The 24763-nt window shown below is 45.1% G+C and carries 20 protein-coding genes; 7 read left to right on the top strand and 13 right to left on the bottom strand.

From position 1 onward, the window contains the following. The first annotated feature begins 61 nt into the window (after positions 1-61). Positions 62-1099 (top strand): extracellular solute-binding protein, encoded by a 1038-nt coding sequence (locus tag EJ063_RS08635; protein ID WP_126573868.1) that lies wholly within the window; start codon positions 62-64, stop codon positions 1097-1099. Between the two features lie 100 nt (positions 1100-1199). Beyond that, the gene (locus EJ063_RS08630) at positions 1200-1982 is read left to right on the top strand and encodes a GGDEF domain-containing protein (protein ID WP_244225167.1); all 783 of its coding nucleotides are present in this window, start codon (positions 1200-1202) and stop codon (positions 1980-1982) included. A 42-nt stretch (positions 1983-2024) separates the two neighbouring features. Here the strand turns inward: EJ063_RS08630 and cobB are convergent, their stop codons facing one another. From cobB to EJ063_RS08580, 10 genes are all read right to left on the bottom strand, one after another. After that, the gene (cobB, locus tag EJ063_RS08625; protein ID WP_126573867.1) at positions 2025-2762 is read right to left on the bottom strand and encodes a Sir2 family NAD+-dependent deacetylase; all 738 of its coding nucleotides are present in this window, start codon (positions 2760-2762) and stop codon (positions 2025-2027) included. A 182-nt stretch (positions 2763-2944) separates the two neighbouring features. Further along, positions 2945-3361: a hypothetical protein gene (locus EJ063_RS08620; protein WP_126573866.1), complete on the bottom strand. Its 417-nt coding sequence runs from the start codon at positions 3359-3361 to the stop codon at positions 2945-2947. Continuing rightward, entirely contained in the window at positions 3348-4400 is a 1053-nt protein-coding gene (locus EJ063_RS08615) for a formate dehydrogenase subunit gamma (RefSeq protein ID WP_126573865.1), read from the bottom strand. The genes EJ063_RS08620 and EJ063_RS08615 overlap by 14 nt, the downstream gene beginning before the upstream one ends. Before the next feature lie 14 nt (positions 4401-4414). Next, entirely contained in the window at positions 4415-5023 is a 609-nt protein-coding gene (fdh3B, locus tag EJ063_RS08610; protein ID WP_004414075.1) for a formate dehydrogenase FDH3 subunit beta, read from the bottom strand. 11 nt (positions 5024-5034) lie between these two features. Continuing rightward, a complete protein-coding gene (locus EJ063_RS08605; protein ID WP_126573864.1) occupies positions 5035-7890 on the bottom strand; it encodes a formate dehydrogenase subunit alpha in 2856 nt (951 codons plus the stop codon). A 10-nt stretch (positions 7891-7900) separates the two neighbouring features. Beyond that, positions 7901-8098, bottom strand: a complete 198-nt coding sequence (locus EJ063_RS08600) for a twin-arginine translocation signal domain-containing protein (RefSeq protein WP_167469889.1) — start codon at positions 8096-8098, stop codon at positions 7901-7903. Between the two features lie 47 nt (positions 8099-8145). Continuing rightward, positions 8146-8781 (bottom strand): TorD/DmsD family molecular chaperone, encoded by a 636-nt coding sequence (locus tag EJ063_RS08595; protein ID WP_126573862.1) that lies wholly within the window; start codon positions 8779-8781, stop codon positions 8146-8148. Between the two features lie 13 nt (positions 8782-8794). Next, on the bottom strand, positions 8795-10456 hold the full coding sequence (locus tag EJ063_RS08590; protein WP_126573861.1) for a 4Fe-4S dicluster domain-containing protein: 1662 nt from the start codon (positions 10454-10456) through the stop codon (positions 8795-8797). A gap of 179 nt (positions 10457-10635) precedes the next feature. Beyond that, positions 10636-11172: a DUF3306 domain-containing protein gene (locus EJ063_RS08585; protein ID WP_126573860.1), complete on the bottom strand. Its 537-nt coding sequence runs from the start codon at positions 11170-11172 to the stop codon at positions 10636-10638. Next, positions 11162-11626 (bottom strand): DUF3305 domain-containing protein, encoded by a 465-nt coding sequence (locus EJ063_RS08580; protein WP_126573859.1) that lies wholly within the window; start codon positions 11624-11626, stop codon positions 11162-11164. The genes EJ063_RS08585 and EJ063_RS08580 overlap by 11 nt, the downstream gene beginning before the upstream one ends. A 235-nt stretch (positions 11627-11861) precedes the next feature. Here EJ063_RS08580 and fdhD point away from each other — a divergent pair, with 235 nt between their 5' ends. Both fdhD and EJ063_RS08570 read left to right on the top strand, forming a co-directional pair. Then, positions 11862-12692 (top strand): formate dehydrogenase accessory sulfurtransferase FdhD, encoded by an 831-nt coding sequence (gene fdhD / locus EJ063_RS08575; RefSeq protein WP_126573858.1) that lies wholly within the window; start codon positions 11862-11864, stop codon positions 12690-12692. 128 nt (positions 12693-12820) lie between these two features. After that, positions 12821-14704, top strand: a complete 1884-nt coding sequence (locus EJ063_RS08570) for a methyl-accepting chemotaxis protein (protein ID WP_126573857.1) — start codon at positions 12821-12823, stop codon at positions 14702-14704. An 82-nt stretch (positions 14705-14786) separates the two neighbouring features. On the opposite strand, the gene EJ063_RS08565 is transcribed toward EJ063_RS08570, so the two are convergent. Beyond that, a complete protein-coding gene (locus EJ063_RS08565; RefSeq protein WP_126573856.1) occupies positions 14787-16373 on the bottom strand; it encodes an ABC-F family ATPase in 1587 nt (528 codons plus the stop codon). A 225-nt stretch (positions 16374-16598) separates the two neighbouring features. Between EJ063_RS08565 and EJ063_RS08560 the strand changes: the two genes are divergently transcribed. From EJ063_RS08560 to EJ063_RS08550, 3 genes are all read left to right on the top strand, one after another. After that, complete coding sequence (locus tag EJ063_RS08560) at positions 16599-18944, top strand: ATP-binding protein (RefSeq protein ID WP_126573855.1); 2346 nt, start codon at positions 16599-16601, stop codon at positions 18942-18944. 1 nt (position 18945) lies between these two features. After that, positions 18946-19824 carry a mechanosensitive ion channel family protein gene (locus EJ063_RS08555; RefSeq protein ID WP_126573854.1) on the top strand — a complete coding sequence of 293 codons (879 nt, stop codon included), beginning with the start codon at positions 18946-18948 and terminating at the stop codon, positions 19822-19824. 160 nt (positions 19825-19984) lie between these two features. Then, entirely contained in the window at positions 19985-20965 is a 981-nt protein-coding gene (locus tag EJ063_RS08550; protein ID WP_126573853.1) for a DUF2860 family protein, read from the top strand. Positions 20966-21047: 82 nt separating this feature from the next. Here EJ063_RS08550 and EJ063_RS08545 read toward each other — a convergent pair whose 3' ends face one another. Next, positions 21048-23078, bottom strand: coding sequence for a sensor histidine kinase (locus tag EJ063_RS08545; RefSeq protein WP_126573852.1), 2031 nt, complete (start codon positions 23076-23078; stop codon positions 21048-21050). Beyond that, positions 23068-24516, bottom strand: coding sequence for a sigma-54-dependent transcriptional regulator (locus EJ063_RS08540; RefSeq protein WP_126573851.1), 1449 nt, complete (start codon positions 24514-24516; stop codon positions 23068-23070). Before EJ063_RS08540 ends, EJ063_RS08545 begins: the two co-directional genes overlap by 11 nt. Positions 24517-24763: the final 247 nt, after the last annotated feature.

The following is a 24763-nucleotide window of genomic DNA, read 5'->3' as shown; positions in this document are numbered from 1 at the left end:
GCTACGGCTACCAACTCGGATAACCAATAGTCACCACTAGAACAACTAAAACGGATAAAGAATGAAAAGTAAATTCTACGCAAGCGCACTTTGCGCCGCGACTTTAATCGCTTCGCCAGCAATGGCTGCTGATCAAGAGCTTTATTTCTACAACTGGTCTGAATACATTCCAAACGAAGTTCTTGAAGACTTTACAAAAGAGACAGGCATTAAGGTTATTTACTCCACCTATGAATCTAACGAAAGCATGTACGCTAAGTTAAAGACTCAAGGTTCTGGTTACGACTTAGTAGTACCGTCTACTTACTTCGTATCCAAAATGCGCAAAGAAGGCATGCTTCAGCAAATCGATAAAGAAAAGCTAACGCACTTCGCTGACTTGGATACAAACTTCCTAAACAAACCTTTCGATCCAAGCAACAACTACTCTATCCCATACATTTGGGGCGCGACGGGTATCGGTATCAACTCTGATATGCTTGATGACTCTTCTGTGACGAAGTGGGATGACTTCTGGGATAGCAAATGGGAAGGACAACTCATGCTTATGGATGACTCACGTGAAGTCTTCCACATCGCATTAACTAAGCTGGGTTACTCACCAAACACAACCAACCCAGACGAAATCAAAGCCGCATATGAAGAGCTTAAAAAGCTAATGCCAAACGTATTGGTATTTAACTCTGACTTCCCTGCAAACCCATACTTAGCGGGTGAAGTTTCACTTGGCATGCTTTGGAACGGTAGTGCATACATGGCTCGCCAAGAAGGTGCATCGATCAATATCATTTGGCCAGAAAAAGGCACGGTATTTTGGATGGATAGCTTAGCTATTCCGGCAGGCGCAAAAAATACAGAAGCTGCTCATAAGATGATTGACTTCCTTCTTCGTCCAGAAAATGCAGCGAAAATTGCGCTAGAAATTGGCTACCCGACTCCAGTTGCAACGGCACATGAGCTACTTCCTAAAGAGTTTGCTAACGACACCAGTATCTTCCCTCCTCAAGAAGTGATGGACAGCGGAACGTGGCAAGATGAAGTAGGCGAAGCAAGCGTACTTTATGACGAGTATTTCCAAAAATTGAAAGTAGATAACTAATTATTTTGGATTACACTTACTAAAGCGGCATTAGCCGCTTTAATTTTATCTGAGAATTATGTAAGTTAACGGAACGATATATGTCAAAAAAGAGTTAACATTGAAACACAAGGCCGCACTCTCTGTTATTTTTACCATACTTGCATTGTCTGTCCTGGTAATGCTTCTTCAGTACGTGGTAGAAATCGACTCCAATTACGATTTGCTGTTCGAGAGTAACACCCTGTTTATCATCGTTTATATCTATATCGTCGCAAGAGAGGCGATACTGAGTAATACGAAGCTAAAGATAGGGATGTGGATTCTAATCTTTAATAAGTTTTATGATGTAGCGACTGAAGTACAATATTTCGACCATATTTCTGACCAACATGAGTTCATCGATACTTTTCTAGAAGATGGACTGTTGCAGCTCTCCTTCCTCATTATCGCAGTCGGGCTAACCGAGATAATACGTAAGGTCACCGACAATGCGGCCAAGGATGAACTGACCGGCCTTTATAATCGAAAAAAGCTCGATGAAATCGACTTAGACGAGTTTGATTTGATATACCTCGATCTTGATGGGCTAAAGGTTGTTAACGATTCTAAAGGACACCATGTTGGCGATCTGATGATCATCCGTTTTGCTCAAGCCTTAAGTTCTGCTCTACCAAAATCGGCTCAAGCGTACCGAGTCGGTGGTGACGAATTTATTGCCATTGTTCCTGTGTCACAAGGAAAGAGCTACATCGAGAAGTTAGAGCAGACCTTAGAAGGTGAACAAATTGGTTTCAGCTATGGCTTAGAAGCTGCGACAACCAGAGCAACATTCCGACAAGCGCTGATTAAAACCGATCAGGCCATGTACAAAATGAAAAATGCCCAACGCGAAGAGAGTTGAGCATTTTCTACAAGTCCAGTTGGTTTAGCTTAGATTAAAAAGTTAAGCTTGTTTCGCATCAGGGTTTTGAAGCGCTAAGATTTCTGCGACTAGCCTCGGCACTTCGACACTCGCATTTCCGTAGCGTTTTTCCTCAAACTCACTGTCTACTGCACTTGGTTCTAGGTTGATTTCAATCGTATGAGCGCCGTGCATCTTCGCATCATGAACAAAACCTGCAGCTGGATAAACCACCCCTGACGTACCGATTGAAACAAACAAATCCGCCGCTTCTAGAGCCGAATAGATGTCACCCATTCGTAGAGGCATTTCTCCGAACCAAACCACATGAGGGCGCATTTGAGAAGGTATTTGACAGCAATGGCAAAGATCACCCGTTTTGATCTCGCCTTTTTCTTCAATAACTTGATTAGACTCACTACAACGAGATTTCAATAACTCGCCATGCATGTGGATGATATTCTCACTTCCTCCACGCTCATGTAAGTTATCAATGTTCTGAGTAATGACAGTAACCGTTCCATCAAGTTGCTTCTCGAGGTCACCTAAAGCAATGTGTGCAGCATTAGGTTCTATTGATGGGTCTTGGAGCCCTAACCTACGCTGGTTATAGAAGTCTTGGACCAAATCAGGATTGCGCTCAAAACCCTCAGGCGTTGCGACGTCTTCAATTCGGTGATTTTCCCAAAGACCATCTTGAGCTCTAAAGGTTTGAATCCCCGACTCTGCTGAGATCCCTGCACCGGTTAAAATCACGACATTACGATATGGGAAGTTCATACTACGTCCTTGTTTTTCTTTATAGTCTCAGCTTAGCATCGACCGCACCTCTACTACAGCCATTAACCTTAGACCATAGTCGAAAACCGAGAGAATTAACCTCCAAATTGTGAGGTTAAACCAAACAGCACAAACAAAAAAATAGCCTCGAACTCTTCGAGGCTATTTACTATCAGCGAAAGCTACAGGTTTGGCCCTTTAGTGAGACTAAATGGCTCATTCGCTTGTAACTTTTTCATACCTTGGACCATACGTACAAACCATATGGCGATAGCAATTAAGCCAAACACCATTCCCACATACGGGATGTAATAAGCGATCTCATCAATGATATGGCTCTTATACCAGTAGTCGTTTAAGCCGACCAGTACGCCATTAGACGTTGCTACTGTGATGATCAAAACAACAAAGTACGTTAGGTTAAGGAAGAAAGTACGAATCAGACCGTAATAGTGTGAATCGACAACTTCTCCATCTTCACCTTTATCGAGTCGGTACCCGGCATAAATGATAGCAATCACGCCAGAAATCAAACACGTGAACGGTGTAAAGAAGCTAAGAATGTACGCTATCCAAATACCTTTATTAGGCTTGCTCATTGGCTTTCGCTCCTTTTACTTCTTGAACTGGTGTTGAACTACCCTGCTCTTCACGCTCTTTTGCCATCACTTCTTGGTACCACAAGTCATGGTGTTCTTTGGCCCAAGTTTCGTCTACTTCGCCAGTCACCATGCCTTCTAGTGCGCCTTCCATGCCAAATAAACCAATATAGATATGGAACACGAAGCCACAAATCAAGATCAGTGCGGCCACCATATGGACAAGGTTTGAGAGTTCCATATCGCGACGAGTTTGATCAAAGATCGGGAAATCCAATACAAGACCACTTAACGCAACGACAATACCAACCACAATCAGTAGCCAGAATAACGCTTTCTCACCCGCATTCGAAAACTCCGCCGATGGGTGTGAGCCTTTGTGTTTGCCTACCATACCGCCAAGTTTCATAAACCAAGCGATATCGACTTTCTTGAAGATGGACTTACGCCACCATTTCACAAGAACACACATCAACAATACAAAGAAAATTGGCCCTATGTAGTTATGGTATTGCTTCGCCAACATAATGATGAAGCCCCATAAATCCGTTGGAATGTAAGGTTTTAGGAAGTGCTTTCCGTAAACCAACATCAACCCACTAAACGCAAGCGTTAAGAAGGTAAATGCCATACTCCAGTGCAACGCACGATCAAGGCGAGACCAACGTTTGATCTTCTTGCCCGTTCGAGGTGCACTCAACATCAATGGGCCAATCACTATGTACATTAAGGTAACAAAAGCGATACTACCGAAAATAGCCACAGCCCCGGCCGGTGACATCCATTTTTCTTTTAAAATGTACCAAGTTTGACCTGGGGTACTAATAAGCATTCCGTGCTCTGGGGACTGAGATGTCGTGTAGCCCACTTCACCATCACGAACTTGACGCCAAAAGTCGGCACCAGCCAACTGGGTCATTTCACGTTGTGCAACTTCAGACTCTTTTTGCTCAGCATGCGCAGGCAGCGATAAAGCAAACAGTAATGCTGCCATCATTGACAGCATTACAAGAGATGCACGTTTAAACATAGAAAACATGTATCTCTCCAGTATTAGCTTTTCGTTGCATCGTAAGACAGATCGTTTCCGTCAGTCCAACCTGCACCTTTCGCACCGCGCTCAACAACACGTTGACGGAAGATATCAGAAACTTTCTCTGCATCACCCGCTAACAGTGCTTTTGTCGAACATAGAGATGCACACATAGGTAGCTTGCCTTCAGCAATACGGTTCGCACCGTACTTCTGGCGCTCTTCCACAGAACCAGGCTCTGTTTCTGGGCCGCCCGCACAGAACGTACATTTGTCCATTTTGCCACGCTCACCGAACGCTTCCTGTTTAGGAAATTGAGGCGCACCAAACGGACAAGCAAACAGACAGTAACCACAACCGATACAAAGATCTTTATTGTGAAGTACGATGCCGTCTTCTGTGTGCTCAAAACAGTCTGCAGGACAAACTGCCATGCATGGCGCGTCCGTACAGTGCATACAAGCAACAGAAATCGAGTTCTCACCCGGTTCACCATCGTTCAATGTCACTACGCGGCGACGTTGAATACCCCACTCTAGCGCATCATCGTTTTCGTTCTTACATGCAGTGACACAGCCGTTACATTCGATGCAGCGCTTAGTGTCACAAAGGAATTTCATTCTAGCCATCTGTTGACTCCTTAAGCTTTGCGAATGTTACATAGGGTGACTTTGGTTTCCTGCATTTGTGTCACAGGGTCATAACCGTAAGTCGTTGCGATGTTAGCGGACTCACCCACTACGTATGGGTCTGTGCCCTCTGGGTATTTACCACGTAGGTCTTCACCTTGGAACTTACCGCCAAAGTGGAACGGGATAAACGCCAAGCCTGGCTTCACACGTCGCGTCACCATCGCTTTAACGTGGATGCGGCCTTTCTCTGCACCTTCAACCCAAACCATATCGCCATCTTTGAAGCCAAGATCGTTGGCATCTTTAGGGTTTACTTCAACAAACATCTCTTGTTGAAGTTCTGCTAGCCATGGGTTAGAACGAGTTTCTTCACCACCACCTTCGTACTCAACTAAACGACCAGACGTTAAGATAATTGGGTATTCGCCCGACACATCTCTGTCTTGAATCGATTTGTACATGGTTGGTAGACGGTAGATGGATTCACTGTCATCCCACGTTGGGTAATCAGCAACAAGATCACGACGAGGTGTGTATAGAGGCTCACGGTGAAGTGGCACACGGTCTGGGAATGTCCAAACAACTGCACGTGCTTTCGCATTACCAAAAGGAATACAACCATGTTTGATTGCTACGCGCTGGATACCACCAGACAGGTCAGTTTTCCAGTTCTTACCTTCCGCCGCGGCTTTCTCTTCCGCAGTAAGATCATCCCACCAACCAAGAGATTTCAGCAGTTTGTCACTGAACTCTGGGTAGCCGTCTTCAATCTCACAGTCTTTCGAATAGCTGTCTTCTGCCAGTAAGCTCTCGCCTTCAAATTCCACACCGAAACGGGCACGGAAGTTACCACCGCCAAGCGCAATAGGCTTAGACGTATCGTAAAGGATATGTGTACCTGGGTGCTTCATCTCTGGCGTACCCCAACATGGCCAAGGTAGACCGTAGGTTTCACCATGAGCTACGCCACCTTCTGCTTCCAGCGTTGTTTTGTGGAAAATATGCCAGTTTTGTTGGTGTGCTTTTAGACGCTCTGGACTTTGCCCCGTGTAACCAATAGTCCACATGCCTTTGTTGAATTCACGTGTAATGTCTTCAATTAGAGGTTGGTTGTTCTCAACTTTCACGTTTTTGAACAGCTGATCAGCAAAACCAAGTTTCTTAGTTAACAGGTACATGATTTCGTGGTCAGGCTTAGATTCGAATAGCGGATCAACTACCTTGTCGCGCCACTGAATCGAACGGTTTGATGCGGTTACACTGCCGTAAGTTTCGAACTGTGTAGTCGCTGGCAGAAGGTAAACGCCGTCAGTGCGATCGTTCATAACCGCTGCAACTGTTGGGTATGGGTCAACGATAACCATCATATCCAGCTTTTGCATCGCCTTCTTCATTTCAACGCCACGAGTCTGAGAGTTCACCGCGTGACCCCAGTAGAACATCGCGCGAATGTTGTCGTTCTGTTCGATATTGTCTTTGTTTTCTAAAACACCATCAATCCAACGAGAAACAGGGATACCCATGTTGTTCATTGGCTTTTTGCCACGGTATTCGTTTTGGTCAAATCGATTCTGAACCCACTCGTGCTCCAAATTCCATACTTTAGACCAGTGCTTCCACGCGCCGTCAGATAGGCCGTAGTAACCAGGAAGCGTATGAGAAAGAACACCAAGGTCAGTTGCGCCCTGAACGTTGTCGTGGCCACGGAAGATGTTCGCACCGCCGCCTGATTTACCCATATTACCGAGTGCTAGCTCAAGCACACAGTATGCACGTGTATTGTTGTTACCAGTGGTGTGCTGAGTACCACCCATACACCAAACCACACAACCAGGACGGTTTTCTGATAGAAGCTTCGCAGTTTGGTAAACCTCTTGTTCAGAAACGCCGGTCACACGTTCAACTTCCGCTGGGTTCCATTTCGCAACTTCTTCACGAATTTCGTCCATGCCGAATACACGCTGACGAATGAACTCTTTGTCTTCCCACTGGTTAGCAAATACATGCCATAGAATACCCCAGATGAAAGCAACGTCAGAACCTGGGCGAAGCGATACATAGTGATCAGATTTTGCAGCTGTACGCGTGCGACGAGGGTCAGCAACAACGATCTTACAGTTGTTCTTCTCCTTGGCGATAAGAATGTGCTGCATCGCGACTGGGTGAGCTTCAGCAGGGTTCGAACCAATGAACAGCATCGACTTACAGTTGTGCATGTCATTGAACGAGTTTGTCATCGCACCGTAACCCCAAGTGTTTGCTACACCCGCTACCGTTGTTGAGTGACAGATACGCGCTTGGTGGTCAACGTTGTTCGTCCCCCAAAGAGACGCCATTTTACGGAACATGTACGCTTGTTCGTTATTGTGCTTAGCACTGCCTAGCCAATAAACAGAATCAGGACCAGACTCTTTGCGAATATCGAGGACCTTGTTGCCAATCTCTTCGATCGCTTGATCCCACGATAGCTTCTTCCACTTTCCGCCTTCCAATTTCATTGGGTATTTTAGGCGGCGTTCACCATGACCGTGCTCACGCAGTGCCGCACCTTTTGCACAGTGGCCACCAGCATTGAATGGGTGGTCAAAAGCTGGCTCTTGGCCTGTCCAAACACCATTTTGAACTTCAGCATAGATACCACAACCAACTGAACAGTGTGAACAGATCGTGCGTTTGATCTCTGTTTTCGCATCGGTATCAACCGATTTCGCTTCGGCTTTTTTGATCATGCCCGGCGCAAACAAACTTGCACCAACGACCGCACCACCAGCAGCAAGCGAGCTGTTTTTCATGAATGAACGGCGTGATAGTCCCAATTGGTTCTGTTCTTTGCTCACGTTATCGGAGCGTTTGACTAGTTTCATCGGTTAGCTCCTATAGCGTCTCGTAATAGTCACGAATATGTTGAGTTTCGCGATAGCCAGATTTCTTCTCATCTTGCTTCGGCACGACAGTTTCTGAAGCACTAGCCACTTGCGTTGTGCCAGCGACTACCGCTCCAGCAACTGCTGCTGTCGTCAGACCTTTGAGAAGCTCCCTACGGCCTTGGTTTAACTCTTTGTTATCTTTCATTATTGCTTCCTTACCCTTTTAGTAGGTATTTTTATCGATGTGACGTATTAACCCTGAGATTGCTCGTACTCAGTGACGTTTTTCACATCAATTTTTAATTGGGTTTTATTGCTTTGAACATTTGCGCTGAAATGCACTTGCTCTAGAGTCATAAATGCTTGCGTCAGCTCAGCCACGGCCAAATAGAAATTTGCATGCTTCGCTTCTGATAGTTGCTTGGTCAATGATGGGAACCAAGTACCAATGTGCTTATTGAAAAACAGTTGCTGCAACTCCGCATCGTCCGTTGTCAGTACTGACATCACTTCACACAAAGCTGAAAAATGATCTTCAGGTTCTTTAACATTGGTTTCACGCTCAAGCCCAAGTAACTCAAGATCATGACGGATTGAAGCCAATGGTTTTTCCATCAATGAGCCTGTTAGGTGCCAAGAGGCAAAAGGAACCACTTCTCCACGTCCAATACCAATAAACAGCTCTTGGTACTCATCGGCCAACGCTTCTGGGTTGCTCTCTAATGCGGCTTGCTTTAGTTTGTGCCAAGCGATCTGCATCGCGCTCTCGTTACGCTCAATCTCTAGACGAGAAAGAAATTCGATCAGCTCACTCGATGGTTGTTGACGAAACAGCGCAGACAGAATGAGATAAATGTCACCGCGTAGAGTTTGTTGTTCGTTTTCCATAATACGGCTTACCTTAATAATCCAATTGTTTCGTTGGGTCTGACGCCATTGACTCAAACATATCGACCACACGACAGTCTTCGCACATAGCAATACGATTCAGAGCTGAAGGATCAGAGAAATGAGAGTGACCGCGTAACTTATTCTGTAGCATGTCGATCATTGATTGCGGTGCGAATGGCTTATGACAACGAATACATTCGGCCGCTTTTTCTTGATGAATGACTTGAGCCTCTTGACGGCTGGCTTTATCCCAATTCATTCGAGTACTCATTGTCAGAACGTTCTCAGGACACGCCTTAGTACACAGTCCACATTGAATACAATCTTGCTCAATGAATTTCAGTGAAGGTGATGCACCATCGGTATGAAGTGCACGTGTAGGACATACCGCGACACAGCTCATACACAGAGTACAGTCTTTGCTTTCACAACTTACGCTGCCGTATGGCGCATTCGCAGGAAGCTCAACAATGTTTTCAACTGGAATACGGGATTGAGCTAATGCATCAAGCGATGTAAACAAACGCTGGCGCTTATTCCCTTCAAGATCACCGAGAGCGAGATCAAAAGACTCTTCACACAAGGTTGGTTTGCCTTCACGTAGCGACTCTAGGTAAAGAATATCGATGGTTTCTTTCACAATACCCAGTTGGCTCAATAACTCTTGCGCTGTCCCGACTTCATTGTTCAAAACACGTAGAATCGTTTCTGGCATAAAACGACTTGCAGCAAACAATACTTGAGTTGCGCCATTAACCAGTGCAGCAAACCAAGAATCGATTCCGACAGAAGGCAGTTCTTCAACCACAATTGGAATGACGTTATCTGGAAGTGCCTTAAGTGCCATGACATTGTAAGATTCATGGCGAGAACTACAGATAAGAACGATTGGATTAACGCCACCCTCAGCTTCATAGTTAGCCAACGTACGTTCTACAAACTTTTGTGTTTCTTGAGGGTTTGGCAACGCGTAATGAATGGCTTCTGTAGGGCAAGCGGTAGCACACGTGCCTACGCCCTGACAAAGATATGGGTTGATCTCAATTCGATGCCCAGTTTTGTCACTGCCTTCACTTGATAGTGCACCAGCAGGACAAGCATCTACACAACGGTCACACCCTTTTACGCCACGAGAACTGTGCGCACATAAGTCTGTATCAAGTCGGAAAAACTTAGGCTTATCGAAGGTTCCCATTAAGGTAGGGATCTCTTCTAACGCTTCTGCAAGCTTTGGATAGCCGCGCCCTACTGGGTAATAACCAGGGACAGGCACTTCTTCTGTCATACAGCTGCTTAAACACAGATCAAGAACCACATCGAAACAGTCGTTATTGATCGCGACTTTCGCTAGGTTACTCTCGATACCATTGTTTTCAGTCGTGACTGTGAACGTACCTAAAAACCCTGACACTTGAACCGAACTTGCATAGTAAAGATTAGGATGCGCACCGCTCTCTCCGTCAGTAGAAAGAAGCGTTAAGCTATTCATTGAAGTGAGCTGATTTGCGGCGCTTTCAATAATTGAAGTCGGTCCGACAATCAGAGTATTACCGCCACTCTCATAGCTGACAGTTGGTGGAATAAGATTGGTCAATTCAACCGTATTCTCAAATGCATAAAGTCGAGCTTTACCATTTACCGATGTAGATTGTTGTAATAGTTGTTTTAGCATTGCTCTTGTTCCCGTTAGAACGGAATATTCACCTGCATGAGTATTAGCAAATGCTGTACCAACTTTTTATTAATTATAATTCAGTAATTTATCGTATTTTTCATACTAGGATAGGTACAAAAAAGCGGACTGAGACAAATTGTCCCACCCCGCTTATTCTTAATTTAGTCAAAATGTACCTATTCTTTGTGTGGTATATTTTGTCCCAACTCCGACTCCTCTTCTGTTTGTTCAGTATTAGCTTCACCAATAATAAGGTTTTCCTCTAGCCTATCTTCCGTTGGCTCTTTCGCAGCTAATTTAACGGTTTCATCGTCGGCCTTTTCTTCTTCAGTATCGTTCATCCAATCACGAAGTTTGCTGGCGACATCGGAACTTAAACTTTTCGCGGCTTTGTAGTCATGGTCATAGTCATTCAGGCCATCGACAGCGTTAAATTCCCCTGAAAGGAATAACTTACGCAGCGCCGCTTTCTTTACGGCAGATTCAGCCTCTGAAGCAAGTAATGCGGCGATAGTCGGTTCTGACTCTTCGGTTGAAGACGCTGCTTGATTCGAGTCTGTATCACTTGACGACTCTAGCTCTTGAGCTAACTCAGACGTTTGATTATCCAACTCGGCTTGAGTTTCTTCAACATACCCTGACTCGACCGTTTCTTCGGCTTCATCGCGTTCGAGCTTACGTTGAGACCATCGGCTTAAAAAATTAGTTGCCACTTGCTCGCCCTGCACCTTTACGCTTCTTGCGTCTTTGTTCTAATAACTCCCCGTGGCGGCCTATATACGCTTCCATCCAAGCTTGAATAGGTAGCGGCATATCATTGGAAAGTACCAAGTAATCGCCATCCATATATTGACCAGCAACACTTTGGGACGCCGTTAAAGTCACTATATTGAGATTCTCATCTGACTCGACATTATCTAGCACTAAAAACAGCTTAGGTTGGGCCGAGCTTAAGTTAAACCGGTAATCTGTTCGTTCATCACGGTGTAACTGCAGTACACTAACGAAGTCATTGATTTCAACAGGTTGTAAATTAAAGTCTTTGAGCTGCCACTGAGTTGTAGTCCACAACCCCGTTGCAATCTCATGAGCAACAAGCTTACATTCAATCGACCAGAGATCTTCTGACTTATGTAATTGAGCTGTCATCGTTTCTTGTTTTGACATTGTTCACCAACTTTATATTGTGCCGTTAAATCGTTTTAATGATTCTTAGCCTAAGTGGAAGGCATAGAAGCAATATTTATACCTAGATGGATTAATCTCTCTCAACTCAAGTTAGTGCATATCGTCTATCGTTGCGTCTTGGGTATGTTAAAGTTTGATGCTCCGCTAACTAGGAACGGTACTTGCTAGCAATCTGTAGCAAAAATAATACTGAAAGATCGAATAGGATACGTCTGTGGTTAAACCAAACATAATTAAAACCAGTGAAAACCCTTTGCAAACATTAGAAGTTGAGGTGTTTGACGAATACGGTGAACGTTTAACGAAGCAAATTGCTTGCGAACGCCCACTAACCGTTATGTTGAACTGGAAAGAAGTGGTCACCTTAATGACTTTGGGTTCACGTCCTGAATCTTTGGTATTAGGCTACTTAAAAAATCAAAGCTTCCTAAGTGACCCAGAAGCGCTCGAATCTGTGATTATTGATTGGGAAACTCACACAGCTGCCGTCATTACCAAAGAGAGCACCGAGCAAGTGGAAGGCGCGCTCAAGAAAAAGACCGTCACATCAGGCTGTGGTCAAGGTACTATGTATGGCAATGTCATGAAGCAACTAGAGCACTATCAAGTTCCTCAAACTTCCATTAAGCAGTCGGAAATCTACTCTGCTCTAGAAGCGTTAACTCACTATAATGATACCTACAAAAAAGCCGGTGCGGTGCATGGCTGTGCGGTGTGTACTGCCAATGAGGTTCTTTCATTTGTCGAAGATGTTGGCCGCCATAATGCCGTAGACACACTAGCGGGTGAAATGTGGCTCAATCAGCAAAGCGGTGACGATAAGATCTTTTATACCACTGGCCGTTTAACCTCTGAAATGGTGATTAAAGTCGCGCAAATGGGGATCCCTGTTCTACTGTCTCGCTCAGGCGTAACCCAAATGGGTTTAGAGCTTGCTCAAAAGTTTGGTATCACCACTATTGCTCGCGCAAAGGGTTTGAGGTTCCAAGTCTTTACTGGTGCCGAGAAAATCAATTTCGACGTAAAAGGCAACACAGACAAATAATTACTCCTTGCAAAACACCCCCTATAGGCTATTAGTTGTATATCTATGTAATAAAAACGACACATAACTGTCATAAATAATTTTAAGCATAGAACTCAACTTCATTTGGCTAAATTACGGGGGTGTCCATGACAGGTTCACCAAAGCAACAGCGTTTCTCTTTATCGATCAGAATGAAACTTATTCTGATCAATCTCACCCTGCTATTTGGGGTTGTTCTCTACGCGTTCTATGAACAAAACAGCCTCAACAAGTTGGCAACGCTTGAGCAAGCAGCCAATGAGAACCTAAGCAGCTCTATCGATCTTCTTATGCTCAGACGTCATGAGAAAGACTTTTTGGCACGTCTTGATAACAAGTATGTGAGTCGCTTTGATGCCACCTTTACTGAGCTATCAGAACGCTTGTCTTCACTCCAACAAATTTTGGCGAGCAATCAACTTAATCTTGATAAAGAGAGTGAGTATATTGTTCGCACACTCGAGCAATACCAAAGTCAATTTCATCAACTTGCTCAACAACTCAATTTAATCCGAGGGATTGAGTCGAAGTCGAGCTTAACCGCTCAATTAGCGCAGTCACGCGATAAGCTCAAATCAATTGCGACAGGTAAAGAAAACTTCTTGCTTAAAGTTGCCTTGCTTGAGTTGGTCGAAGCTGAGCTCCTATACCTTGCCTCCCTAAATAACGAATCCATTGAACATTATTTGGTGTCGATTGAACGTTTTGCTCAGTTCGAACCTATGTCTTCAGCCTTAACTAGAGCACTCGAACAGTATCAAGTCAGTGCCCAAGACCATATAGACAGTATCCAGACTCTCGGGTTAACGGCTTCGCAAGGTTTAAGAGGTGAATTGCGTAAGAATGTCCACGAAACCGAGTCAGCCATCGCCGATCTTCAACTGCAAATCAAAGAGGCTATCGCGATCAAAAGCGCGTCGATCAAAACACAGCTGCATGTTATTGGTCTCGCTATCGTTGGGCTTATTTCTGCGCTTTTGTTCTTGATTGGTCGCAGTATTCTAAGTCGTATTCAAGCGATTAACCGTCTAATGAGTGAAATTGCGAGTGGGAACGGTGACCTTACCGTTCGTATGAATGCTAAGGGGAATGATGAACTTGCTTCCCTAGCCCACTCGTTTGATTCCTTTATCTCGTCATTACATGGCCACATTAAAGAACTCGCCCAAGTGATGACAGTATTGAGTGAAAGCTCGTGTAGCTCAGAGAAAGCCGCAACACAAAGCATGACAAACGCCGAGCAGCAAAAACTGGAATCTGAGTCAGTGGCAACCGCGGTCAATGAATTAGTGATGACGACCAATGAGATCACCGCCAATATTGAATCCGCTGCGCACAATGCAGAGCGAGTAAAATCTGAGGCGCAGAGAGCCTTAGATAAAACTCATGCCACGGGTGATCGTATTGATGAACTGGCAGTGAGCATTGAAGAGTCGCAAGAACAAATCATGGCTCTAGAAGCGCAGAGTCGCGAGATACATCAAGTTGTCTCAACCATTCAAGGCATTGCAGAACAAACTAATTTACTCGCGTTAAATGCCGCGATCGAGGCTGCCCGAGCAGGCGAAAGCGGCCGTGGGTTTGCGGTGGTTGCCGATGAAGTTCGTCAATTGTCTCTCTTGACGAATGACTCTACACATCAAATTGAAGCGACGATACAAGGGTTAACGAACGGCATTACGCAGACGGTCAGCAAGATGTCTTCAAGTGCGGCACAAGCACGTACGACTAATGAGCACACTCATGAGGTGGTCCATGCGATAGAAGGTATTAGCGCGCAAATCAGTGAGATGTTTGATATGAATACGCAGATAGCGACCGCTTCGGAAGAGCAATCCGCCGTATCGAGCGAAATTGACCGTAACATTACCGAGATCGCTCACTTAGCGGGGAACACTTACCATGTCGTGTCTGGGTCTGTTAAGTGCAGTGAACAAGTGTCAGGCGTTAGCCACAAATTGGAGCATATCGTGGCGCAGTTTAAATATTAGTGAAATCACCATAATACTGACGAATACAAAAACGCCTCCGAACTGGAGGCGTTTCTAGTATCAAAGCGTTGGCTAATTGGTTTTAAACGCCACGTGCTTTTAGGAATTCAGCGTAGGTACCGCGGAAATCATGAATCTGACCATCTTTGATCTCTAGGATACGTGTTGCAAGAGAGTCTACGAATACACGGTCGTGAGAAACGAAGAACAGTGTACCTTTGTATTGCTCAAGTGCGTTGTTCAGTGATTCGATCGATTCCATATCCATGTGGTTAGTTGGCTCGTCCATCAACAGCATGTTTGGTTTGTGCATCTGGATCTTACCTAGAAGCATACGGCCTTGCTCACCACCAGATAGAACTTTCACTGACTTCTTGATGTCGTCTTGCGAGAACAGCATACGACCAAGGAAGCTACGCAGTACTTGCTCGTCGTCGCCTTCTTGACGCCATTGGCTCATCCAGTCCATTAAGTTCATGTCTTCTTCAAAGTCATGAGCATGGTCTTGCGCGTAGTAGCCAATGTTTGAGTTTTCTGACCACTTGTACTCACCTGTACGAGGTTCTAGCGCACCTGAAAGTGTGTTAAGCAGCGTTGTTTTACCCACACCGTTTTCACCGATGATCGCAACGCGCTCACCCACTTCGAAAATTGCATCAAAGTTGCTGAACAGGTCGTTTTCAAAACCTTGGCTTAGGTTTTCAACGATAAGTGCGTTACGGAATAGCTCTTTAGACTGTTCAAAACGGATAAATGGGTTTTGACGGCTTGATGCTTTCACTTCATCAAGCTGAATCTTATCGATCTGTTTTGCGCGAGACGTCGCCTGCTTTGCTTTCGATGCGTTTGCAGAGAAACGCGCTACGAATGTTTGTAGCTCAGCGATTTGTGCTTTCTTCTTGGCATTGTCAGACAGTAGACGATCGCGGACTTGAGACGCCGCCGTCATGTACTCATCGTAGTTACCGTGATAAACGCGAAGCTCACCATAATCTAAGTCAGCCATGTGGGTACATACTGAGTTTAGGAAGTGACGGTCGTGCGAGATAATGATCATCGTACAGTTACGTTGGTTAAGCGTATCTTCCAACCAACGAATCGTATCCATGTCCAAGTTGTTGGTTGGTTCGTCAAGAAGCATGATGTGCGGGTCAGCGAAAAGAACCTGTGCCAATAGAACACGCAGTTTCCAACCAGGTGCGACTTCACTCATTAGACCGTAGTGCTGCTCTTCTGGAATACCTACAGCAAGAAGAAGCTCGCCCGCTTTCGCGTCAGCCATGTAACCGTCCATTTCCGCGAATTGAACTTCAAGGTCCGCAACCAGCATACCTTCTTCTTCGCTCATTTCTGGTAGAGAGTAAATGCGATCACGCTCTTTCTTTACTTCCCACAGCTCTTTGTAACCCATGATAACCGTATCGATTACCGTGAACTCTTCGTATGCGAACTGATCCTGATTCAGTTTAGCAACGCGTTCATTTGGGTCGTAGCTAACATTACCGCCTGTTGGGTCCAGCTCACCACTTAGGATTTTCATGAATGTCGATTTACCACAACCATTCGCACCGATCAGGCCGTAACGGTTACCTTCACCAAACTTAACTGAAATGTTTTCAAACAGCGGCTTAGCGCCAAATTGTTGTGTGATGTTATTCGTGGAAATCAATGTCATTACCTATTTAATATGAAAATCGGCGCCACACTACTGTTTAGTGAGACTAACTTCAAGCTTTGTTTTTACTTTGCTCGATGTTGAATTCATGACATCCATATGACACTCGACGCAAAGTTAAGAATATAGTCGTCCGCCTAAAATTAGCCCCTGAGACATTCGCTTTCATAATGAAAACGGCTAAACTAACTCTAACCTTATAAGTTATAAGAGATTTCTATGCGTTCAATTATACGCTTACTCCTGCTGTCTATTGCGTTGATGTCGTCCTTTTCCTACGCGAGTTGGGAATATGATTTCCAACCCATGCCAGAAGCAAAGCAAGTAGCCAGTGATATTGCTGAGGAAGTCAGCCATCTACCTGAACCTTTGTTCATGACAGCCAAAGAGAGCCGAAAAGTAACGATGCTGTTAACCGCTGTCATTCAAGAGCAGAATAAGCAGCGTCTTATGTTCAGTGACCAACTGCGAGCCTACCGTAGCGAAGGCGGAGAAGAAGCCTGGTTTGAGGTTGAAAGCAGCTACTTAACACTGAATAGCTTGGCTCTGAGTAAGCAGCATTTACTTGAGCTTACCGATACAACAACCCGAGATCACTTAACAGGCTTTGGCCCATATGGTGTCACTCAGTTTAAACATGAGTTGCTGCTAACACAGTTAAATGCACAATATTTGTTGCACTTCCAACTGCGCAGTTTTAAAGCCTTACTGGGTGATGTCTTAATCTCGCCCATTCCGGTTATTTGGGCAGGCTTTAAAGTGCTGTTCATTTACTTTGGTCTAGTTTGGTGGCTAGCGAACAATCGTAGGTTAATCGCGCTGTTTAAAGAGGCGTTTATCGATAGCACCAACAAACCCCCTTTCTGGGTTCGTATCATTTGGTACTTGAGCAGTGCCAACCGTGCGATTGCTTGGCTAATTGCGATTACGCTATCGCTAAGAGTGCTCTCGGCGATTCCAAGCTTGCAACACCTTATCTTCCTAGAGATCTTTACTTGGTGGATATTGGGCGGCTCTATCGCCATCAGTTTTATCTTGGAACTCACCTATCGTCATAGCCGCAGTACAAGCCCTGAGGTGGTTGCACTTCGCCTATCGACCATACGCCGTTATGTGTGGAGCATTATTGTCGCAGGCGTAATCCTACAGATATCCATGCGCACATTAGGAAAAGGAACCATCTATTACTGGATCTACAGTGCACTGTTCTTCTGGTTTGTATTGGTGACTATCTCTGTGCTTAGGCTATGGAGAGAAAAAGTCTTCAATACCGTTGAACACATTTCCGAGCGACCAGTCTGGGTTCAATGGGCCGTGGCACGTAAAGATAGCTTGTTACTGAGTATTGTTGCGACTGCGACTGCGATAGCGTGGCTTATTACTCATGTGCTTAAACATAAATTGGTCGCGGCGCTGTCAAGTTTCAGCTTCTTTAGCCAAGCGTTGGCCTATCTATTCCGTATTGAAGTGGCCAAGCAGACCAACGGCAACAATCAACAAAGTCAGTTAGTGCGTGTTCGCGGCGGTGCAACCTTTAACTACGTTCAACCAGGAAACTTCGACAGTACCTTGATTGAGTATGCTAATGATGAAATCAAACAACTGTCACAATACCTTCTATCAGATAGCCCGGCCGTGTGCGTGTTATCAGGAGAGCGTGGTGTCGGCACCACTACAGCATTACGCACTCTCCTAAACAAAGTGAAAAATGCAGAGCCAATTTACTTGAGCTGTCCATATGCTGGTTATAAAGAGTTGCTAGCCCATTTGGCAGTCAGTATTGGGCTTGATGAAGAGTCGTCTGAAATTCAAGTGTTGGCGCATCTTCGTAAGAGTGACACAACCTATTTGATCGCGATAGATAATGCTCAGCGTTTGGTCAAACCTATGGTGGGTGGCCTTGCCGAACTGATTCGTATCACTAACCTACTTCGCCGTTCACGTAAGAATCACCGCGTCGTGTTTGGTATTGAAAAAGCGAGTTGGCGATTTGTCGATCGTGCTCGTGGCGAGCGTTTATTATTTGATTTAGTGAGCTTCTTACCACGTTGGTCAGAAAAACAAATTGGCCAACTGCTTGATACGCGTATCAACCAAACGGAAGCGTTCCCACTTTCTTTTGATGGACTTATGGTGCCGAAACAATGGGATCAAGATGAGTGCACTGAAGAAGAGCGGGCCAAACAAGGCTTCTACCGCATTTTATGGCACTACTCTGACGGCAATCCTACGGTCGCGTTGCGTTTCTTCCGTTTTTCATTGCAGAAAGACAAAGAGACTCAGCAGGTTTATGTCCGCTTGTTTAAAGCACCAGAATCTCAAGAACTCGAAAAAATGCCGAAACCGATGTTAGCCGTGCTTCGCTCGATTGTGCAACTTGAAATTGCCTCTCCGGAAGTCCTATCTGACTGTACGCAGCTCACCATCGCTGAAATCACCGGTACGCTAAGATATTTCCAAAGCCGTGGCTATATCGAATGGACAGAAGATCAGGCACGTATCTCTGATCACTGGTTCCGCCACATTACCAATGTACTCGACCGCCAACACTTACTGGTGAAATAATATGATTCGTATTCTATTCGTCATTTTGTCATCGTTTATCGCCCTTCCTGCACTTGCAACGGAAGAAATGGCCAATGTCGATAACATTACTCAAATCGCCAGCTTAATCCGCTGGAGTGGCGTTTTCTTCTCTTTCCTCGTCATTGCTGCTACTTGGTTGCTACTCAAGTTCATCAATTCATTAGTTGAAAGCGTCGGTAGCCAGTTTGCTCAATATCGAATGCTGCTGCAAAAGCTGCAATCTTTTATGCAGTTCTTCATTTACATGAGTGCCGGTATTCTGGTGTTTATGATGAGTTTTCGCATCAATGATCAAATCCTTGCCCTCATTGGCGGTACGCTCGCGGTATCAGTCGGTTTCGCTTTGAAAGACCTCGCGGCGTCATTCATTGCCGGTATGACCGTTATGGTTGATAGACCGTTTCAAGTTGGTGACCGCGTCACGTTTGAAGGAAACTATGGCGACATTATTACCATCGGTTTACGCTCGGTCAGAATGAGAACGTTAAATGATGACATCATTACCATCCCAAATAACAAGTTCTTAAACGAAGTCACCGTGAGTGGAAACTATGGTGCGCTTGATATGCAAGTGGTGATTCCTTTTTATATTGGCATGGATGAAGACATCACCCTTGCGCGCGATTTAATTCAGGAAGCGGCGTCATCGAGTCGTTATATTCATCTGCCTAAGCCCGTCACGGTGTTAGTGAAACAAACGATTACAGATAATTACCTAGCGATCCAGCTAACCTGTAAAGCGTATGTTGTTGATACCGCCTATGAAAAGCTGTTCGAGACCGATATTACCCTACGCGTGATGAAAGAGTTTAAGAAACACAACATCAGTCCGCCGAAGATTGCGGTTAACGCCTCTTAATAAATTCGGTTCGTTTGACCAAAGCCCTGCCCTAAACCGGTGGGGCTTTCTCGTTCTAGCGTGTCTAACTGTTATTTTTAATGTCGAAAAACTGTGAACCACGCTTCTTTCACAACAAGGGAGGTATTGTGGCGGCGTGAAATAACAATAAGGATCACTCATGAAAAAATTCATTGCTTTAAGTATTGCTGCCGCTTGTTCTTCTACTGCTGCTGTTGCCCAAACGCCAGAAACCGGTTTTGGTGGTGAAATCGGCCTAGGAATGAGCTACTTCTCAAATGACGGCAACTTCAATACAGCCAATGAAAACAACCTGACTTCTACTCAAGAAACATTAGGTGCAGAAGCGGAAATCAACCCTGAGCTACTCGGTGAGCTAAACTACACATTCGGTGAAGAAGCGAATCATCAAGTCTTTGTCGGCACAAACAATGAAGAAGTTATTCAGGGCGATATTGCACTAGAGTTTGGCTACCGCACTCAATTTGCTGATGAATCTAGCCTTTCTGTTAGCTACCTAACGTCGATGATCAATGAAGAGACGTGGAAAGACCCTTACTTAGTTAACTCAAAGCGCGAGATTACTGAAATCTCTGAATCTGGCTTTGCGGTTGAATACGCGAACATTGCCGGTTCTGCTTTTACTGTCGATACCCTTTACTACACCTCTGACGTAGAAGACGAGCAATCAGGCCAAGGACAAGTGCCAGGTGATATCAACACACTTAAACGTAGCGGCTCTGGTTTTGATCTCGGCCTTGCGTATGAAGTCGCGCTAACCACAGACTCGGTACTGATCCCTCGCCTGACTTACGGCAGCTATTCTGCGGATGGCGATGCATTCAGCAACACCAGTATCGGCGGTGAGTTAACGTACATGAAGATGGTCGACAACCACGCGTTCGGTCTGCAGGCGTACTACAATTCCGTGTCATTTGATGGTGCGAACGTAGCTTTTGATGATGTGACTCGTAGTGACGGTGAATACGGCGTTGCGGCTCTTTACGAATACGAAGGTTTCATGGGCTGGGAAGATGTCAAATTCATCGGTCTAGCTGGCTATGACGCGGTGACGTCAAACATCAACTTCTATGAAGAGACAGAGTACCAAATTGGTGCTGCATTAAGTTACAGCTTCTAAAGCGCTCTAGATTAAATAAAAAACCTCTGTACTAAAAAAGCGGCCCATTCTGTAGCCGCTTTTTATTTTCTCTATTGTTCACTTAAAGGTTCATTATCTTTAGCTCGTTTTCAGTACGTTCCGGCAAGTAAATACTAAATACACTTCCTTTACCCCACTCTGACGAGGCCTTCAATTCTCCGCCAGATTGGCTCAAAATACTCTGAGAAACCGACAAACCCAGCCCTGTACCTTCACGTTTGGTGGTATAGAAAGGCGAGAAAATACGCTTTAAGTTTTCCTCTTTGATCCCACAGCCTTCATCTTTCACGTGTATCACTGCACCCAAGGTTTTGCCGTTTTCAATCCAATCTTCACTGCTGATGATTAAGCGCCCTTTCCCTTGCATAGCATGGATCGCATTCATCTGCAGGTTAACTAAGATTTGTAGCAATTGATGCCGGTTGACCTCCACACAAGCATGGGCGGAAAACTCGGTTTCAAATACAATATCGCGTTTCTTAGCGCCGGTCTTAACAAGTGTAATACTCTCATCAATAATTGGATTGACGTGCTGCCAGGTAATCTCATCTTGCACCCCGCCTTGTCGACTGTACTGGAGCAAACTACGGGTAATATTTCGGATGCGGTCTATTTGAGCATGAATCGCTTCAATCTCTTCTTTGACTCGGTTCGACTCATCACCTAATTCAAACTGCATTAGCTCGACGTTGCCGAGGATTACCGCTGTCGGGTTGTTAATCTCATGGGCAATACCCGCGGTCAATTCTCCGAGCGCAGCGAGCTTTTCACTCACCACGAGTTTGTCTCTAGTCTGGTTCAACAGTTGGATATGCAGCTCAAGCTCTTCTGTTTTCTCTTTTAGACTCGCAGTACGATCTTGGACTTTGCACTCTAGCTGATTCGCCGCTTTCTGCAGTTCATTCTTACGTTGCTTGAGCAAATCGAGCATATTGTCGAATTGCTTAGCTAGCATGGCGAGTTCATGGTTCTCGTCCAATCCTAATGGACCAATTCGAGTATCTTTGCCTATTTGAATCATCTTCACGACTCGGTGAATGTGTTCAATTGGAATGAAAAGATCTTTTGAACCTCGATACACCAGTAAGCTTGATAGCAACAACAAGATAATCGTTGTAATGGAAATCTCAGCAATATTCGTCATATAAGTAGTGACAAACGGCCACAGAAGATAACCGGTATAGAGCATACCGATAACGTTGTCGTACTGGTCATACAATGGCTTGTAAGCGGTGATGTACCAAGCATCATAAACAAAGGCTAAGTTGACCCATTCATCTCCGCCTTTAAGCACTGACTGTTTGACTTCATCAGACACACGCGTGCCAATCGCTCGGCCCAGTCGGTCGCTGCTGTCCAACGGCACATTGGTACTGACGCGAAGATCATCAAGAAATACGGTTAGCGTTCCTACTGGGCGCAAGCTATCTTGCTTTGAAGGGTAGATTAGATCGCGGATTGTATCGACCAGTGATGTACTGTTATTAAGCAGTAAACCGCCGTCTAAAAAACCGATCAGATCGTTACTCTGATTATAAATAGGAATAACTGTGCGGCTTACCAAACCGCGCCCTTCGATCTTCTCACTGCTCAGTATCGGAGTTTGTGCCCTCGTCACCAAGTCATCGCTTAACTCTTGCAGCTCCTCTACGCTCAGTACATCAAAAAACGACTCCTTTCGCGTCAAGTCGAGGAAACGGAATTTGTTTTCGATTGTATCGACCCGATGAAATCGGAGAAAATCGAGCTTGTATGCTTGACGTTGCTCCGAAACCCATTGCTTGAACTCAGGTTCAGCCATCTTGTTTTGACGCACAAGAGTGACAAATTGGTACGAATCAGCAAACGCTTTAACGTGGTTGGCCTGTTTTTCTTGAATAAGCTCGATGCTATTTTCTGCCACGCCAAGACGCTCCGATACGTCCACTAATGCGCTTTGCCAGGTGTAATGGATCGACCAGTAAACCGTAATACCGATCAGTGCGATTAAGGTAAGAAAAATCGGCGCAGAGGTGAGGATCATTAAGCGATAACGCACCATGGTCTTAAAACGATAGCGCCATTTCCCCCAAAATGAGGTGCTATTCGGCATCGCAGCAACCCTCACCATCCCACTCTTTGTACTTCCGCTCTAATGTTTTTCTCGCGACACCTAAGTCACGCGCAGCCGCAGACTTATTCCCATCATGAAAATCCACCAGCTGTTGAATGTGCGCTTTCTCCACCTCTTTAAGCGCCCAATTGTTTGGATAACCCACACCACTCTGGTTATCGTGATCCATTTCAATCAGCTCTGCACCACTCGACACCGTCATGGTGACAGAAGGTTTGAGGTGTTCCCCATTGACCTCTCGCCAGTAATGCGCAGGCGGTTTGCCCAGTAGGATGCAACGTTCTATGAGGTTTTTGAGCTCACGGATATTGCCCGGCCAATCGTAGTCGTTCATTGCATGAATATCTTCATGGGCCCATTTTGGATCGGGCATTCCGAGCTCAGCGGTAAGGCTTTTGGTAAAGAATGGGACAAGTTCAATCAAATCTGCCTTACGTTCTTTCAAAGGCGCAACGTCGATTTTCAATACATTCAAACGGTAGAAAAGATCCGAGCGGAAGTTGCCTTTATTGACTTCTTCTTGCAGGTTTCGGTTAGTTGCAGCGACCACACGTACATCAATTGAGACTTCTTTTTCGCTGCCGACAGGACGAATCGTACGTTGTTCTAGCACTCGAAGTAACGCCGATTGCATGGTTAACGGCATTTCACCAATCTCATCTAAGAAAAGCGTGCCTCCGTTTGCCACTCTAAATAGACCTTCACGGCTTTTCTTGGCACCAGTAAACGCACCGGCAGTATGACCAAACAACTCACTTTCAAGGAGCTCTGGCGCGATCGCCCCACAGTTGATAGGAACAAAAGGCCCGGTTCGTTGGCTAGCTTCATGAACACCGCGTGCAACAAGCTCTTTGCCCGTTCCAGACTCACCTTCAATCAGTACAGACGCTCTCGATGGCGCGAATTGACTGATGAGCTGTTTTAGCTGCTTGGTTCGATCGGACTGCCCCACGATATCGGATTTGATTCGGCGGTTAAATTCGTGCTTGAGGGCGTATTGATGCCTTTGTTGTAAGCGCTTATCCATGCAACGCTGAACCGCTTGTAGCATTTGTTCTAAGTTGAACGGTTTAAGAATGAAATCTGATGCGCCGAGCTTAAGTGCAGAAATTGCCGTTTCAAGATCCGCATACCCCGTCATGAAGATCACGTCAGCTTTTTTATCTTGATCGTCAAACGCTTCTTCCCATTCGATACCTGATCGCCCAGGCAAATTAATGTCGAGCACAATCAAATCATAGTGGTTAGCCACTCGCAGCGCTTCGGCTTCTTCGATGCTACCTGCGCACTCAACTTTACCAAACCACTTGCCCAACGCTTTGTTAAGAATGGTTTGCATACCAACCTCATCATCAACGACAAGAACTGAGAATGCTTGATACTGAGAAGCCTTATTAGGATCAAATGACGCGTTCATACGGGGATACTTATTTTTTGTAATGATTGGGACAGAGTGTACCAAGTTTCATTAAGTGCGCCTCAAGTAATGTGCGACATTTTGTCTCAAATCAAACTTTAATATGCTAAGTCATTGATTAAACGTTTGAAAATAGTCACATACTTCTGGCATTAAGATTGCTTTATATGCGTGCCAGTTTATAACTCTGTCGTTGGCATAGGTATCACTCAGTCACTGAGTACCAAAACAAAATAAGAAAACGGAA

Origin of the sequence: Vibrio aquaticus (genome assembly GCF_003970385.1) — a bacterium.
Classification (GTDB): Bacteria; Pseudomonadota; Gammaproteobacteria; order Enterobacterales; family Vibrionaceae; genus Vibrio; species Vibrio aquaticus.
The sequence above is the reverse complement of the archived record's forward strand: the minus strand, read 5'-3'. Positions and strand labels throughout refer to the sequence as shown.

What these genes read in the sequence shown, in the direction of transcription:
- EJ063_RS08635 (WP_126573868.1), top strand. Translation starts at nt 62, where the DNA reads ATGAAAAGTAAATTCTACGCAAGCGCACTTTGCGCCGCGACTTTAATC.
- cobB (WP_126573867.1), bottom strand. Translation starts at nt 2,762, where the DNA reads ATGAACTTCCCATATCGTAATGTCGTGATTTTAACCGGTGCAGGGATC.
- EJ063_RS08620 (WP_126573866.1), bottom strand. Translation starts at nt 3,361, where the DNA reads ATGAGCAAGCCTAATAAAGGTATTTGGATAGCGTACATTCTTAGCTTC.
- EJ063_RS08615 (WP_126573865.1), bottom strand. Translation starts at nt 4,400, where the DNA reads ATGTTTTCTATGTTTAAACGTGCATCTCTTGTAATGCTGTCAATGATG.
- fdh3B (WP_004414075.1), bottom strand. Translation starts at nt 5,023, where the DNA reads ATGGCTAGAATGAAATTCCTTTGTGACACTAAGCGCTGCATCGAATGT.
- EJ063_RS08605 (WP_126573864.1), bottom strand. Translation starts at nt 7,890, where the DNA reads ATGAAACTAGTCAAACGCTCCGATAACGTGAGCAAAGAACAGAACCAA.
- EJ063_RS08600 (WP_167469889.1), bottom strand. Translation starts at nt 8,098, where the DNA reads ATGAAAGATAACAAAGAGTTAAACCAAGGCCGTAGGGAGCTTCTCAAA.
- EJ063_RS08595 (WP_126573862.1), bottom strand. Translation starts at nt 8,781, where the DNA reads ATGGAAAACGAACAACAAACTCTACGCGGTGACATTTATCTCATTCTG.
- EJ063_RS08590 (WP_126573861.1), bottom strand. Translation starts at nt 10,456, where the DNA reads ATGCTAAAACAACTATTACAACAATCTACATCGGTAAATGGTAAAGCT.
- EJ063_RS08580 (WP_126573859.1), bottom strand. Translation starts at nt 11,626, where the DNA reads ATGTCAAAACAAGAAACGATGACAGCTCAATTACATAAGTCAGAAGAT.
- EJ063_RS08570 (WP_126573857.1), top strand. Translation starts at nt 12,821, where the DNA reads ATGACAGGTTCACCAAAGCAACAGCGTTTCTCTTTATCGATCAGAATG.
- EJ063_RS08560 (WP_126573855.1), top strand. Translation starts at nt 16,599, where the DNA reads ATGCGTTCAATTATACGCTTACTCCTGCTGTCTATTGCGTTGATGTCG.
- EJ063_RS08555 (WP_126573854.1), top strand. Translation starts at nt 18,946, where the DNA reads ATGATTCGTATTCTATTCGTCATTTTGTCATCGTTTATCGCCCTTCCT.
- EJ063_RS08550 (WP_126573853.1), top strand. Translation starts at nt 19,985, where the DNA reads ATGAAAAAATTCATTGCTTTAAGTATTGCTGCCGCTTGTTCTTCTACT.
- EJ063_RS08545 (WP_126573852.1), bottom strand. Translation starts at nt 23,078, where the DNA reads ATGCCGAATAGCACCTCATTTTGGGGGAAATGGCGCTATCGTTTTAAG.
- EJ063_RS08540 (WP_126573851.1), bottom strand. Translation starts at nt 24,516, where the DNA reads ATGAACGCGTCATTTGATCCTAATAAGGCTTCTCAGTATCAAGCATTC.